General features: G+C 41.7%; 12 protein-coding genes and 1 other RNA gene. 11 read left to right on the top strand and 2 right to left on the bottom strand.

What is annotated here, in order from left to right:
- Positions 1–115: 115 nt before the first annotated feature.
- From PLZ15_14230 to PLZ15_14205, 6 genes are all read left to right on the top strand, one after another.
- Positions 116–1,276 carry a tetratricopeptide repeat protein gene (locus tag PLZ15_14230; protein HOI30899.1) on the top strand — a complete coding sequence of 387 codons (1,161 nt, stop codon included), beginning with the start codon at positions 116–118 and terminating at the stop codon, positions 1,274–1,276.
- Between the two features lie 98 nt (positions 1,277–1,374).
- A complete protein-coding gene (locus PLZ15_14225; GenBank protein HOI30898.1) occupies positions 1,375–1,701 on the top strand; it encodes a DUF3467 domain-containing protein in 327 nt (108 codons plus the stop codon).
- Positions 1,702–1,865: 164 nt separating this feature from the next.
- Entirely contained in the window at positions 1,866–2,927 is a 1,062-nt protein-coding gene (locus PLZ15_14220) for a hypothetical protein (GenBank protein HOI30897.1), read from the top strand.
- A 19-nt stretch (positions 2,928–2,946) separates the two neighbouring features.
- Entirely contained in the window at positions 2,947–3,651 is a 705-nt protein-coding gene (locus PLZ15_14215) for a FecR domain-containing protein (protein HOI30896.1), read from the top strand.
- A 36-nt stretch (positions 3,652–3,687) separates the two neighbouring features.
- The gene (locus tag PLZ15_14210) at positions 3,688–6,072 is read left to right on the top strand and encodes a hypothetical protein (GenBank protein ID HOI30895.1); all 2,385 of its coding nucleotides are present in this window, start codon (positions 3,688–3,690) and stop codon (positions 6,070–6,072) included.
- Positions 6,073–6,088: 16 nt separating this feature from the next.
- A complete protein-coding gene (locus tag PLZ15_14205; protein HOI30894.1) occupies positions 6,089–8,323 on the top strand; it encodes a CHASE2 domain-containing protein in 2,235 nt (744 codons plus the stop codon).
- On the opposite strand, the gene PLZ15_14200 is transcribed toward PLZ15_14205, so the two are convergent.
- Together PLZ15_14200 and PLZ15_14195 are read right to left on the bottom strand one after the other, a co-directional pair.
- Positions 8,324–9,406 carry an LptF/LptG family permease gene (locus PLZ15_14200; protein ID HOI30893.1) on the bottom strand — a complete coding sequence of 361 codons (1,083 nt, stop codon included), beginning with the start codon at positions 9,404–9,406 and terminating at the stop codon, positions 8,324–8,326.
- A gap of 1 nt (position 9,407) precedes the next feature.
- Positions 9,408–10,784, bottom strand: coding sequence for an LptF/LptG family permease (locus PLZ15_14195; protein HOI30892.1), 1,377 nt, complete (start codon positions 10,782–10,784; stop codon positions 9,408–9,410).
- Between the two features lie 299 nt (positions 10,785–11,083).
- On the opposite strand from PLZ15_14195, the gene PLZ15_14190 reads away from it, so the two are divergent.
- The 5 genes from PLZ15_14190 (at position 11,084) to ssrA (ending at position 15,365) form a co-directional block, all read left to right on the top strand.
- Entirely contained in the window at positions 11,084–12,451 is a 1,368-nt protein-coding gene (locus tag PLZ15_14190) for a dipeptidase (protein ID HOI30891.1), read from the top strand.
- Positions 12,452–12,468: 17 nt separating this feature from the next.
- Positions 12,469–13,311 carry a hypothetical protein gene (locus PLZ15_14185; GenBank protein ID HOI30890.1) on the top strand — a complete coding sequence of 281 codons (843 nt, stop codon included), beginning with the start codon at positions 12,469–12,471 and terminating at the stop codon, positions 13,309–13,311.
- Between the two features lie 21 nt (positions 13,312–13,332).
- The gene (locus PLZ15_14180; GenBank protein ID HOI30889.1) at positions 13,333–14,424 is read left to right on the top strand and encodes a glycine cleavage T C-terminal barrel domain-containing protein; all 1,092 of its coding nucleotides are present in this window, start codon (positions 13,333–13,335) and stop codon (positions 14,422–14,424) included.
- Complete coding sequence (locus tag PLZ15_14175) at positions 14,421–14,969, top strand: cob(I)yrinic acid a,c-diamide adenosyltransferase (GenBank protein ID HOI30888.1); 549 nt, start codon at positions 14,421–14,423, stop codon at positions 14,967–14,969. The genes PLZ15_14180 and PLZ15_14175 overlap by 4 nt, the downstream gene beginning before the upstream one ends.
- A 45-nt stretch (positions 14,970–15,014) precedes the next feature.
- Positions 15,015–15,365: a transfer-messenger RNA gene (gene ssrA / locus PLZ15_14170) on the top strand.

Raw genomic sequence — 15,365 nt, 5'->3', positions numbered from 1 at the left:
GGTTTGATTGATTAAGCTGAAACAAGTGAAAGAAATTAATCTTGACTTCCCTATCTCAAAATGGTTATTTTTCGTGGAATTTAAATCAGAATTTATATTAAAATCAGGAGAATCAATGAAAAGAGCACTAATTTCTTTAAGTATAATAGGTATGGTATTGAGTATCACTGCCTTTCAATGTGCTTCTGCCGAATTAACCGGTGCAAAATTGTATATCAATCAGAAACAATACGAAAAAGCTAAAGAATCCTTGATGAAAGAAGTGACCAAAAATCCTGCCAGCGACGAAGGATGGTATCTTCTAGGATCTATCCACGGCGAAGAGGGGAATATAAATGAAATGCTGGATGCTTTTGGTAAATCATTGAAATCAAGCAAAAAGTTCCAAAAGGAAATTAACGATTCCCGCCAGTACTACTGGGCTACAAGTTTTAACAAGGGAGTAATCTTCTTCAATAATGCTACAAAAGCAACTCAGGAGGATTCGGTTAAAATCTTCTTTGATAAAGCGATTTCAGAGTTCAACAATGCAATCCTATGCGAACCCGATTCTGCGGTTTCCTATCAGAATCTCGCCTATGCTTATCTTAATCAGAATAAAATAGACGACGCAATTGTTCCCCTTGAAACACTTACAAAACTTGGAACATCCGCAGAAGCGTTTGCCATGCTCGGTCAGATCTATACTGAAAACGGTAATACTCTTATGGATAAATACAAAGAAAGTAAAGTTGCTTCTGACAGTGTTAAAGCATATGAATGGTTTGATAAAGCCATTTCAACACTTCAAAACGGCAAAACAAAATTTCCTGACGACGGCGAAATCCTTCTAAGACTCTCCAATGCTTATATCGCAGCAAATAAACTTGATGTTGCTATGACAGCTTTTAGAGAAGGAATTGAGAAGGAGCCTAATAATCAGTATTACCATTACAACTACGGCGTTCTTCTGCTAAATGCAGATGAATACGAAAAAGCCGAAGCTGAATTCAAGAAAGCTATTGAACTCGATCCGGAATATGTTAATGCTATCTACAACCTTGGCGTTGTTTATGTCCGTCAGGGTACTGCTATGAGAGAAAAAGCTGAGGCAGAAGGTAAAGAGGATCTCTCTTATCAGGAAAAATTTAGGGCTGCGATTCCTCATATGGAAAAATACCTCGAATTCAATCCTAAGGAAGCTGTTATTTGGGAACTCCTCGGAAAAATTTATGCTAACCTCGGCATGGCTGATAAATCCAAGGAAGCTTTCGAAAAAGCCGATCAGTACAGATAAAATTCTTTGTGGAATTTAATTACAAACCCACAGTCTTTTAGTAAGATTGTGGGTTGTTTTTTTGAAACCGGACTAAATGAAAGATAATAGGAAAAAAAATGAATCAGAATAAAGAGAATGTTCAGCAGCAGATTAATATTGAGCTTGGTGAAAAAGAAGCGGAGGGAATCTATTCGAACCTCGCAATAATTACCCACTCGCCGGCCGAATTCGTAATCGATTTCACTCGTGTGGTTCCCGGGGTTCCAAAAGCACGGGTACTCTCCCGCATTATAACTACTCCTCAGCATGCCAAGATGTTACTTAGAGCACTAAAGGAGAATATTGATAAATTTGAATCGCGGTTCGGCGAAATAAAGATCGATGCCCAGCCGGCCCATCAGTTCGGATTTATTAACGCGCAGAAACCCGAACCGATTAATTAATTTTAACTTAGGGAGAGATTAATACTCTCTCCCTTTAATATGATCCAGTGCAAACACTCGTCAACTTTCAAAATCTTATCTTGAGTAAGACTAAATAAATAAGTACCTTTCTTACGAAATAATCCCTTTAATTTTTTTTTGACATAGTAATCCGGAGATAAATTATGCGAAAGATTTTAATGCTTTCCGTAATTGCAGTCTTGCTGGTATTTTCACAAAACCGGCTAAGCGCACAGGCTTCAATTGATTTAATAATCTTTCCTGAATTAAATACCGTTGATTTTGCAGCCTTCGATTTTACAAGCGCCAGAAATGTGTCCCAGCGGTTAATCCAGGTTAATATTAATCCGCCAGGCGTTGAAGTGATTGTTGAAGGAAAGGTGGATTGGAAGAAGGACGATCGTTCGGGATTTCAGGAATTATTCCGGTTCAGGACAAAAAAATTTATTGCCCGGAGCTTCTCTAACGATGAGATCAATAATTCCGAAATCGAAATCGACAATACCAGTTTTAATTCCAGTCTTACTTCAGAAATAATCAGACTCGGCAAGCCGAGCGGAGTTATTACAATTGAATTGCGTCTGCTTGATTCAAGAGGGAATTCCCTTGATAACGATAATGAGGAGATCTCTTTTCTGAATCCCACGGCTCCTTCTATCATTTTACCTGTTGAAGGGAGTTCCTACGATATCGGTTCTATAATAGTTCAGTGGACCGCTTCAATAGGGGTTACGAGTTACAAGATCAAAGCTAATTACGCTCCCGATAATGCGGCCAATCCCGAACAGGCACTCAATTCCGGAAAACCTCTTATAGATGACCGCGACGTCGGCACCGTTACTTCAATCCGTCTGAATGATATCCTCAACCGGGAATTACTGGCCGATACAAATATTGTTATTGTTGTAAAAGCTTTCGTACAGGGGCCGGGCGGCGGAGATGTCCTGAGCAGTCCTCTCGTTACCTTTAAAACAAATTCAACCGGAACGGAAACAACTGTTGTGAAGATCGGCAATCCCGATCTTGTAAGACTGGCCAATCTGCTTCCGGGTCAGATCAGCAAGGAATTCCGCGATAAACTGATCAACGGCGATATAATGCCCGAACAGATACAGTTCTCCGACGAGAACGGTAATTCTCTCACCTTTTCCGATTTTGTTTCAATATTGAATTTCCTTGAACAGAATAACGATGCAATTATTACAGTAATCTTTTCTCCTAAATGAAAACAACCGGGGTTTTGAAATGATAAATCCAAAAAATATTTTGATTGTGCTTGGAGTCTTTCTATTAGTCGGTTTCTCAACAGAAAAAATGAATCCGCCTTCATCCGATACTCCAATTGCTTTGGTTAAAAAAATAATTAAGGATGTTACATACCGGACAGGTTCCAATCAGTCCGATTGGGAAAAAGCCAAAGTAGGTCTCCCGTTGAACGACGGCGGCGAAGTAAAGACCGGGTCGAACTCCCTCGCGCTCGTCCTTTTTACCGATGGCTCAGGATTGCTGAGGGTTAGAGAGAATGCTATTCTTCATATCTACGGCAAATCTCAAAATAAAAAAATGGATAAGAATACTTTTATCGACAGGGGAATGGTCGGTTTTGAAGTTAACAAACAGGCCGAGGACGAGGAATTCAAATTCACCACTCCTACAGTGGTTGCGTCTATTCGCGGAACAGAGGGCTACATTGAATTCAACGATCTCGATTCTACTTCAACCATTTTCCTCAATACCGGATCTGCCCTTTTTCAGACTCTTAAAGGCGAAGAAGGAACTATTGTAAACGGCAGAACACTTACGGTTAAGAACGACGGTACTTTTTCTCTCTCTAATTCTACTGCCGAAGATTCGGTCCGGTTTAAGTCTTCAATCCAGACAAATCCAAAACAGATAATTCTGAAGACTCCGGATGGCGATGTTAAAATTGAATATTTACGCAATAAATAATTTCTCTATTATGAAATATTGAGAACAGAGGTTCAGATGAAAAAGTTTTTATACCCTCTCTTTATTTTAATTTTTTCAACCTCTCTAATTTATTCGCAGGCGAGCGATTATATCTCAACTGTAAGGATCGGTTCGGCTAAAGAGAACTCTACCGTTTCTGTTGCGGCCGACCTTATTGCGGCAGAGAATATCTCAAGTATTAATTTGTTCTTTAAAAAATTCGGGGAGAATGAATACAGGAATCTGGAAATGCTTATTGCCGGCAACACCGCTTCGGTCTCAATTCCTGCAGAATATATTGTCCCCCCTTATCTCGATTATTATCTGATGATTCAACTTAAAAACGGGAATCCCCAGAGTTATCCGGTCGGGATTGAACAGGGAATTACTCCGCTTCAAATTGCTGTCTCAGGTGTGAGCGAAAAAGATAAGGAAATAATTATTCTAAGTCCTTCGGACGGCGAACTCCTGGCACAGGAAAATCTCCTTGTCTCAATCTCATTCGTAAAAGCTCCGGACGATGTTGATATAAGCAGAACAAAAATTTATCTGAACGATCAGGATGTTAGCGGAAATGTCCTGATCGCCGGAGAATTGATTGTCTTGAGCGGCGAAAGTTTTGAAGGCTCCCTGTCAAGCGGAACCCGGTTGCTAAAAGTTGATGTCTATGATAAAGAAGGAAATTTATATCATTCTCTTTCCCGCACTTTTCAGGTAGTGTCTGCCGAAGTAGCTGCGGAGGTCAGCACCCGCTGGAAATCTTCCGGTAATCTGAGGGCTGAATCGAGGAGCGAATCGTATAACTCACTCTCCACCTGGTACAATAACGTGACTGCCGATCTTAATGCCTCCTACGAAAGCTGGAAATTCAACGGTTACATTTATTTTACATCCGAGGAAAAGAGCAGTCTTCAACCTTATAACCGTTACTCGGCAAGTATCAGCGGCGGTGACTGGCTCAGCCTGAATGTTGGCGATTCCTATCCGCGGTTCCCCAGCTTGATTATGGACGGTAAAAGAATACGCGGTTTCAGCGGATCACTTAACCTCGGATTCATCAATGTTGCCGCGGCTATCGGCGAATCGGACAGAAAAATTGAAGGAACACTGTTCGAGACTTATCCGCAGGGTCAGGTTCCGTTGGGTTCCGATATTATACAGATTAACGCCGTTAAGTACGGAAATCCCTACGGCAAAGTTGCTCTCGGCACTTATACAAGAGATCTATTTGCTCTCAGGCCTTCGTTCGGAAGCGGCGAGAACTTCCAGCTCGGATTTACTTATCTCCATTCAAAAGACAACACCGGCTCCATCGAGTTCGGATCCAGGCCGCAGGAGAATGTTGTTCTCGGATACGATTTGAAATTTGCCATCGACGATCAGAATTTCATTTTCACCACTCAGGGCGCTTTCAGTATGTTCAATAAGGATATCGCTTCGGGAAATCTGACCGATGCCCAGATCGATTCTATCTTCGGCCCAAACGGATTGTACGACATCGATCCCGATCAGGTTAAAACCATCAGGGATATTTTGGGAAAATTTATAACTGTTAATCAGTATATCGGTCCTCTCAATCCTCAGGAATTTGCGTCGATTGCCGGCGAAGCTGTTTTAAGCATGAATTACTTGAACAACAATCTCCGTGCCTCCTATATCTACCGCGGAAATGATTACCTCTCATTCGGACAGTCCTTTATACGCACCGACGTTAAGGGTATTAACATAGTAGACCGGATCAGGATGTTCGATAATAAAGTTTTTCTGTCTCTCGGCTACGAAAGCCTTGAGGATAATCTGCAGGGTACAAAGCGTGCTACTACAAAGTATAATACGCTGAGCGCTTCGGTTTCAATCTTTCCGCGCGCCGACTTCCCGAACATTACTATCGGTTATAATAAGTCGGATAATAATAACGGACTGAAAACATCCGATCCGGCGAATCAAGATTATGTGGTAGACGATATAACTAACAGGGTAATCGTTCAGCTCTCATACGACTTTATGGCGCACGTAAAACATAATTCATCACTCTCTTTCACAACCCAGAACAGGGAGGATAACAGTCTCTCTAATACCGACGCTACTTATAATGCTGCCGGCTTTACATTGAACAGCTACTGGTCTCCGCAGCTTAATTCACTGGTCCAGATTCTCTACAGCTCAAGCGAAATTAAGAGCGTACCGTTCGATTATTTTACCATTACACTCGGAGGACGTTACAGATTGCTCGATAACAAACTTCAGCTCTCGGCTACTTTGAGTCCGAGCTTCGGCGATTTTAAAAGACAGGCCCTGGAATTTGTTGCCGATTATAATATACTGGCTAACTTAAACCTGGCTTTCCAGGCCCGTGTTTACAGGATACCGGACAAGGCGACGAACTCTATAATCGGATTGGTAACGCGGTTTACTTTCTAGATCGGATCGTATTATAATGACGGGCGGCAGAATCAAGTTTAAAAGTCTCTGGAAAAGTTTAGTATTTATTCTTGCCGCCTCTTTTCTCACCATAATCCTTACGCAGGATCTCCTTTTTACATTCGCACCTCTCAAAGAACTTGAACTTAAACTGATTGACAGCAGATTCTCCGAAAGGGGAAAAAAAGAAATTAAAGATTCGGCAGATGTTGTGATTGTAGAAATTGATCAGGAAACTATTAATCAATTAACTCCACCTTATAACCGCATTCCTCTGCCCCGCTCAATTTATGCAAAACTGATTGAAAACCTTAATCAGGTGGGAGTCCGGGCAATTGGTATTGATGTTATTATGTCGAATCCCGATTCACAATCTCCCGGTGGTGATTCACTGCTCTTTGAATCAATTAGAAAATACAGGAACGTTGTTGTCGCCGGGAAAATTGATGAATCTGAAGACTTCAGAATGGAAAATTCTGGATATATGCTAAGTGATACAAGCAGAGTTAAAAAATTCTACAATTATGAAAATTTATTCTTCTCTGCAGATAGTTCGATCGGTATTGTTCAACCACCGGCTGATTTCGATTTTGTCTACAGAAGGTATATCCCATTCCGTGTAACCGGTATAACTGATTCCAGAGTACCGTCTTTCGGTTTTGCAGTTATCAATAAAGTATTGGGCTTGCCTGGATTTGCTACTGCTCTCGTTGGTGAATACTTCTTCGAACTGGGTCAAAAGAAAATTCCAAAGTATGATAATAATTCAGTCCTAATTAATTTCTATGGGCCAAGCCGTACGTTTAATTATATAAAGCTTCAGGACATTATTGATGATGATAGCCTTCTAACTAAGGATGAAGTAGATTATCAAACCGAAATTAATGTCTGGGATGAATACCTGTCTGATCCGGATATGCGGAGCCGACTTGAAAATAAAATTGTACTTGTCGGTTCAACTATGCCTGAGGACCGTGATATACTGGCTGTATCCTTTGCAAAAGGGACAAGGAAAGGGGACAACCTGATGCACGGGGTCGAATTCCATGCGAACACCATTCAGAATATCCTTTGGAATGATCATATAACCGTTCAATCCGTAGAAAGTGAAATTATTCTCGTCCTAATATTAACCGTAATTGTATTTATCGTTACTTCGCTGGTAAGAAAAATAAAATTGCGAATCGGTATCTTCATCGAAATTATTAACCTGCTTTTAATTGTCCTTTCTGTGTATGGACTTTACCAGTTGAGCATTTATCTCTTCATTAACAATAAGTTTCTGATTGTAATTGTAAGCCCCGCACTTGCACTTATACTCGGCTATATTGGAAGTACCGCGTACCATTTTATTATGGAACGTCAGCAGAATGTGCTTATTAAAGGAATGTTCAGTCAGTATGTAAGTAAATCGATTGTAAATGAATTGCTCGCAGATCCGGATAAATTAAAACTCGGCGGCGAGAAGAAAAATCTTTCCGTCCTCTTCAGCGATATTGCCGGATTCACAACCTTTGCAGAAAAGAAAGAACCCGAAGAACTCGTTAGTTTCATAAATGAATTTCTGAACGAGATGACGGAAATAATCCTGTCGAACGGAGGAACTCTCGATAAGTATCTCGGCGATGCCGTAATGGCTTTCTGGGGCGCGCCGGTTGAAATTGAAGACCACGCTTACAAAGCATGCCTTACATCTCTTCAGATGCAGGATAAACTTGCAGAACTCAGGGATAAGTGGTCTAAAGAAGGCGAGCCGCTTATCCGTATCCGTATCGGAATTAATACAGGTGAGGTAATTGTCGGAAATATCGGCGGCGTTAAACGTTTCGATTATACAGTTCTTGGCGACGATGTAAACCTTGCCTCCCGCCTTGAAGGTGCCAACAAGGAATACGGCTCTAACATTATGATTAGCGATTCAACGTATCAGCTCGTTAAAGAGAAGGTACTTGTAAGAGAACTCGATATTATCCGCGTAAAAGGGAAGACCGAGCCGACACGTGTATACGAACTGATCAGCTTAACAGGGGATCAGAAGGCCTCCGCCGCTATTGAGCAGATGCATGAATACTTCCAGGGCCTCGAACTCTACCGCAATAAAAGTTTTGAACCTGCTCACGATTATTTTAAAAGATGCGCTGAAAAACTGGGGGACTATCCTTCAAGAGTCTATTTGAACCGTTGTGAATATTATCTGAAGAATCCTCCTGCGGAAAACTGGGACGGGGTGTTCGAATTCAAAACCAAATAATTATTTGATCGACCGCTTTATATTGATTACAGCCGCAGCAAGAAAAATAAAATTAGCCATCCATGCTGTTATCAGAGGATCGAGTACACCGTTTTTCCCGAATGCCTGGCTTACCTTCATAAATACCAGGTAAATGAATGTGATCAGCAGGTTAATCCCGAATTGAATTGCCAGTCCTCCCCGGCGCCGGTTGGCCGATATCGGCAGCCCGAATAGAACTACCACCAGACTCGCAAACGCATATGCAATTCTCGACTGGTATTCAATCAGTATTGATGTCGGGTCATTACCGGTTCTTCTCTGTTCGTCGGCAAAGTCCGAGAGTTCAGCGAGGGACATCTCCTCGGGTTTGCGCTGCTTCTTTATTACATCTTCAGGTTTGAAATTTAATCCGGCAAAATCGATCTGTATAAACCGTTCCATTACTTCTGTAGAATCTGTAATGTCTCTTACAGTTCCGTTCATAAGTGTCCAGAGGCTTTTAGTTGAATCGTATTTCATCCGGAACGCGTCGGTTCGTTTTATCAGTTTTGTTTTATCGGATGGATTGAACTCCTGTATGCTTACCTGATGCGCCTGCTCGTTTGAAAGATCATAATAACTGATTGTTACTATACGCGATTTTGTATCCTGGAAGAATATGTTGCTTCCGAAATAAACGATTCCTTTCTTCATATACGTCTGTTCAATAAATACTTTATGCTTGTTGGCCATCGGAACCAGATATCCGCCGACGTATACGCTGAGCAGGCTTATAAAGAACGTGACAATTATAAAAGGAGCTATAAAACGGTAGAGGCTTATTCCGCCCGCCTTCATCGCGGTCAGTTCATTGAGTGTGGACATTTTGCCGGCTGTAAACAATCCCGCAAGCAGAACCGCTACCGGAATTACAAGCCGGATTATTTCGGGCATGAATACCAGGTAGTACTGAAGTATCATCTCCGATGGAACGTTCTGATCGATAAAATCATCCAGGTTCTCCATCATATCGATTACTACAAATATCATCGTAAAAGCCAGCAGGCCGAATAATGTAGTCTGTATGAATTGTTTTATCAGGTATCTGTCCAGGATCTTCATGCTATTCAGAATCCCCGGAATTGTTTATTTCAGAAGTACGCCATGATCTAGGTATAAGTTTTGAAAGCCAGTCGAAGCTTATTGTTACCTTCTCCCGCGCGCTTTTTATCATAAGCCAGATTCCAACAAATGTAAGAAGGAAATTCGCGCTCCACATTCCCCAGAACGGCGATAGTAAACCTCTGTCTGCTAATTTTTCGCCTCCTATCAGAAATGCCCAGTAGAGGAGGAAGAAAAAGAGACTTATACCCGCGGCCATTCCGAATCCGCCGCGCTTCATCATAGTTCCCAGCGGCGCTCCTATCAGAATAAATACTATGCAGGCAAAAGGTAAAGAATACTTCTTATGGATCTCTACCCAGTACCGGTTAATTTCCTGCTTGCCGTAATCAATCCTGTTCAAAATATTTATTAATGAATTTTCGTCGGATTTAATTCTCTGCTGCGATCGCGTGTAAATATTTGTGTTTGCTTCGGCATTTATTATACCGGTTGATGAACTGTCACTTAATCCGGATATAACAGGCTCCCGTCTGGCTTCGAAATCGGATCTATTTTTATTGTAAATAGCGGTAAGACTGTCAACAATTTTTATCATTTCAGAGGAACTCAATTCCCTGTCGCCCCGCGGGCCGCCCGGTGCCGTCTGCTCAAATGTAAACTGTTCTGCCGGCAGGGCTATTTTATGTCTTGTGAACCGGAGCTTTCTGTAAGCCGACTCTTTAGTATTATCGGTCTCGTGTATTTCACCCTCGTTAAGATCCATTATAAGCTTCTTCTGATTCTTCGATAAATATATTTTCCCGTTCCGCGCGGTTACTATATTTACCTTTGGAGGCGTTGTATAATCATAGATCAGTACTTCTCCCAGCTCATTCCTGTTCTGGTCTATCTCCCTTACGAGTATCGAGTAATTCGGTATCTCCTGCGAAAAAACTCCGGGAACTAAGGACAATGTTGGTTTCTTACGCGAGATATCCTCCATCAGCAATCGAGCTGCATGATTTGCATCCGGGTAAATATTATTGTTGAAATAAACTAACAGCAATGCGATTACTGCGCTCGCTATCAATGGTGGGATCATCATCTTGTAGAGACTTACACCGGAGGATTTGAGAATGGCTACCTCATTGTTCTGGGACATCGATCCGAATGCCATTAGCGTTGCTACAAGTACTGCCATTGGAACTACAAGTACCACCATCCAGGCAAGATTGTATAGTATCAGCTGGATTATTATCCACGTATCAAGTCCTTTCCCTACAAGCCGGTCGGCAAATTTCATCATAAACTGGAGAAGAAAAACGGCAATTAATGTGAAAACCGAAAAGAGGAACGGCGCCAGATGGTTCTTCAATATGTATTTAACTATTATCATTTCTATTACCTAAAACGGCTCTTAAATTTACCAATATTCCGAATAGAATGAAAAACAGTGGATTTGTACGAATCAGAGATCGGGTTATCTGAGTAAGTCTGCCCGACTTTTTATTCGGGCATTGGCTTCCGGATGTCTTTCTTCTTAATCATACTGATAGCTGTTGCACCCGCCCCAATATTAATTTTATTCACTTGAAGCGCGTATTTGTTAGGCGTATATTTGTTTTTGTAAATGCTAAATCGGTACTGAATTTAAAACATAGATCATTTCTGAACTAATTTTTTTTGGGAGGGTAAGTGGATTCCGTTATTAGTTTTATCAAGTCGAACACCGGAAATTATATTAACGAATTAATGGATTACATTAGGATTCCGAGTATAAGTACTCTTGAATCTCACAAAAACGAAATGCAGAGATGCGCAGAATTCGTTTCCGGTAAGCTTAAAGCTGCCGGCATGAATCGTACTGAAATTTTTCAGACAGATGGGCATCCGATTGTTTACGGTGAATGGCTCGGCGCTCCGGGTAAACCGACTGTTCTTATCTACGGTCATTACGATGTCCAGCCGGTTGATCCAATTGAACTCTGGAATAATCCTCCTTTCGAACCGGTTATTAAGGACGGAAAAATCTGGGCCCGCGGCGCTAACGACGATAAAGGCCAGGCATTCGTTCATTTTAAAAGTGTTGAGGCATTTTACAAAACTAAAGGTGAACTTCCGCTGAATGTTAAATTTATTATTGAAGGGGAAGAGGAAATCGGCAGCGCCAATCTCACAAAATTCCTTTCGACTCATCAGGAACTATTAAAGTGCGATGCGATTCTTATCTCCGATACAAATATGTTTCAGCCGGGCGTGCCTACAATAACTTACGGACTCCGCGGATTACTCTATATGGAGGTTGAAGTAACCGGACCTAACCGGGATCTTCACTCGGGCAGCTTCGGCGGATCTGTGGCAAACCCTATTAATGAACTCGCCAAAATTATTTCTAAGCTGCAGGATAAAAACGGCAAAGCTACAATTCCGAATTTCTATAAAGATGTAATGAAATTGACTAAAGAGGAGAGGGAAAACTTCAGGAGGCTCAAACATTCCGATAAAAATTTCGCTAAGGAATTGGATGTAAAGGAACTTCAGGGCGAGAAAGGATTTTCTACACTCGAAAGAATATGGGTCCGTCCTACTCTCGATTGCAACGGAATCGTCGGAGGTTTTACTGAAAAAGGTGCCAAGACCGTTCTGCCTTCCAAAGCAACTGCAAAAATTAGCATGCGGCTTGTGCCTAATCAGGATCCCAAAAAAATCGCTAAAGAATTCGAAAAGCATATTAAAAAACTCGCACCGCGCAGCATTAAGGTCGAAGTTAGAAATCTTCATTACGGCTACCCGGTTGTTGCACCCCTGGGTGGAGCCGCTATTAAAGCCGCTGCTGTCGCTGCTTCAAAAGCCTTCGGAAAGAAAACTGTCTATACGCGCGAAGGCGGATCGATTCCGGTTGTCGTTAACTTTATGAAAGAACTCAATGCACCCGCTGTTCTTATGGGATTGGGGCTCGATAGCGATAATATCCATTCCCCTAACGAACATTTTAGAATAGAAAATTTTGAGAAGGGGATTCTAAGTTCTGCTTACTTCCTGGATGAATTCTCGAAAGTTTAATTTAAACGGGTAATCAAATGAAACCCTTATTAAAAAAATTAGCTCTGCTTTCTCTCTTTATTTTTCTCGCCGTATCGTGTACTTCAAAAGATACAGGCGACGGCGATGCCGCTACATCCACATCCAAGGATGAATCGATCCGAGAGTATAATATCGATGTTCAGAAGGAACAGGCAAAGAACAGATTCCCGTGCGATACTATCGCCCTTCAGGAACATATACTCGCAAGCTATGAACCGGGTACTTACCTGGTAAGGTTCGATAGAACTTATACATACAATATCCCTAAACCCGCTGTTATCTATTTCCGCGACGGCTCAAACAATTATATCCTTGCCGTTATTGCTAAATCGAAACCGGGCGAAAGGAATATTGAAGCCAAGAATATTACCGGATTCGAATCGAGCTTTATCAATCTCGATAGTACCAAACTCGGAACTGCTTTCTTCTTTCTTACGTTATTTGAATGTAAGGAGAGCCAGTTCGAAAGAATCTGGGAATCCGAAGTACCTATTCACGGCGGATTCAACAGGATGACTATCAAAACCTGGTCCCCTAAAAATATCAAATATGTTGAACTTAATTATGAGGACGGAATAATCTCCGGTCACCGTAACTATAACTTTTTCCTTGTGGACGGATGGCGTAAAGAACCCCATCTGCTCGAAACATACGTCGGCATTGTTCATAAGAGAAACTTGAATATTGTTAATAACGATAAGTACCCGGATTATTATGAATACCGGTTTATAGAAGACTCGCTCCGCATAAGAGTAAGAGATTCAATACCGTTCTACTGGAGCGAAAAAAGAAATCTCTATATAACCGACCGGAATCCAAGATGGTTCAGAAAATATTAATTACTCATTTCCAGAGATAAAATGTTTATTGAGAATTACACAGTAAATTCAATGATCGATCAAATTCTAAAAAAATTTCCGCATGCCTCTTTGTCGGGATCTGATGTAAATCTGTTTAGCGGTATTGAGGAGGAATATAATGCCCTTAAGTACGGAGCGGGTATCCGTCTGGCATTCGGTAGGTCCGTTGTAAAACTGACGGGAAAGGATACGCTCGACTTTCTGCACCGAGTCTCTACAAACGATGTTAAGGATTTGAAACCTTTTTATAAACACCCTACACTTTTTCTTAATGAAAAAGGAAGGTTTATTGATAGAACTGTATTGCTGAATCTTGATTCTCACTTTATTCTTATCGGCGAAAATGATTCAGGTCGCCTGAATAACTGGCTGACTAAATATATTATAATGGAGGAGATTCAAACTGCCGATCTCTCAAAACAGAATGTTATATTCGATCTTATCGGTCCGCAGTCTGAATCTTATCTTACATTAATTCTCGGTGATGAAATTAAATCCTTGAACGGGGAGAACATCTTAAATCCGTCGGTTGACGGTTTTAACTTTTTCCTCTTTTCGATGCATGAACCGGGCGGGTTGAAGTATTACCGCATACTGATATCAAGCGATCAGGCCCCCAACTTTTTCGATTATCTGTTAGAGAATAAAAGCGTATTCGATGTCGCTCCTGTCGGTTCCTCGGCTTACGATATTTTCCGTGTGGAGTCCGGTATCCCGGCCTATCCTAACGAAATAAACGATCAGTTTAATCCTCACGAAAATTCACTTATCGGTGAGGTCAATTTCAAAAAGGGCTGCTATATCGGTCAGGAGGTTATTGCCCGTCTCGATACCTACGATAAAGTATCCAGGGTTATGACGGGGTTTGTTTTTGATCAGCCGTTCGAAAACCCATTGCCCGCTTCAATCTTCGACGTCAGCGGAGAGGAGATCGGGCTTGTTACGAGCGTTGTCGGCTCTATTCAGATCGGTAAAAAGATCGGCCTCGGTTTTCTCAAGAAAAAATTTATCGGCTCGGATAATGAAATCTATCTAAAAGCCGGTTCGCAAAAAATTAATTTGTCGGTCTCCGGAATACCGTTTAAGAAATGAAAATTTATACAAAGACAGGTGATAAAGGGGAAACTTCGCTCTTCGGAGGGGAGAGAGTCTGGAAAGATCATTCCCGTATCGAAGCTTATGGAACTGTAGATGAGTTGAATTCCGTCATCGGCGTTTCTATTAATGAAATAAAAGACACGGAACTGAAAGAGATTTTAAGAAGTATACAGAACGATTTATTTACTGTGGGTTCGGATCTGGCTACTCCTGCTCAAAAAGGGAATAAGGGTTTTATAATTCCGCGCGTGGAATCCCGGTTCTCTTCGCGGCTCGAGGAATTGATCGATTCATTCGATTCACGGCTTCCGGAACTCAAAAATTTTATTCTGCCGGGCGGTTCAAAAGGCGCAGGGTTTCTTCACCTGGCCAGGACTGTCTGCCGGCGCGCTGAAAGAGAGGTCTTTTCACTCTCGAAAGCCGAAGAGATAAATTCCGAAATCGGGATCTATTTAAATCGGCTCTCCGATTTGCTCTTTGTTCTTGCCCGCTTCGAAAATTTCTTGTCCAATCATCCGGATATCGAATGGAAGAAATAATTTCCCTTGCAGGAAATTGATTTTTGAAATTTGATTTTTAATTCAGGGGGTGACACTGGTTTCGACGGGGTTATAAGTTCTTTGAACTGCACACCGTGTTCTCCGTAGACACGTTAAACGACGGTAAAAAAAGTAAATGGCGAATATAACTACGCTTTAGCTGCGTAACTAAACGCAGCCGTTCTTCAATTCTACTCACGCTGGGGGTTGAATGAACGTCGCACAGTGTGATAGCCGAATCGAATGTCCGGATAGATGAGGCGAATCTTTCTCCGGAATAGTCCCTTCATAATCTGTTTGCCGATGCTGCGGGGATGAATCTAAAAGACAAACTATGTGTGTAGATGTTCCTGGAAATGTAGCTTCGGACCCGGGTTCGACTCCCGGCACCTCCAC

The sequence above is a fragment of the Melioribacteraceae bacterium genome, assembly GCA_035362835.1.
Lineage (GTDB): Bacteria > Bacteroidota > Ignavibacteria > Ignavibacteriales > Melioribacteraceae > DSXH01.
The sequence above is the reverse complement of the archived record's forward strand: the minus strand, read 5'-3'. Positions and strand labels throughout refer to the sequence as shown.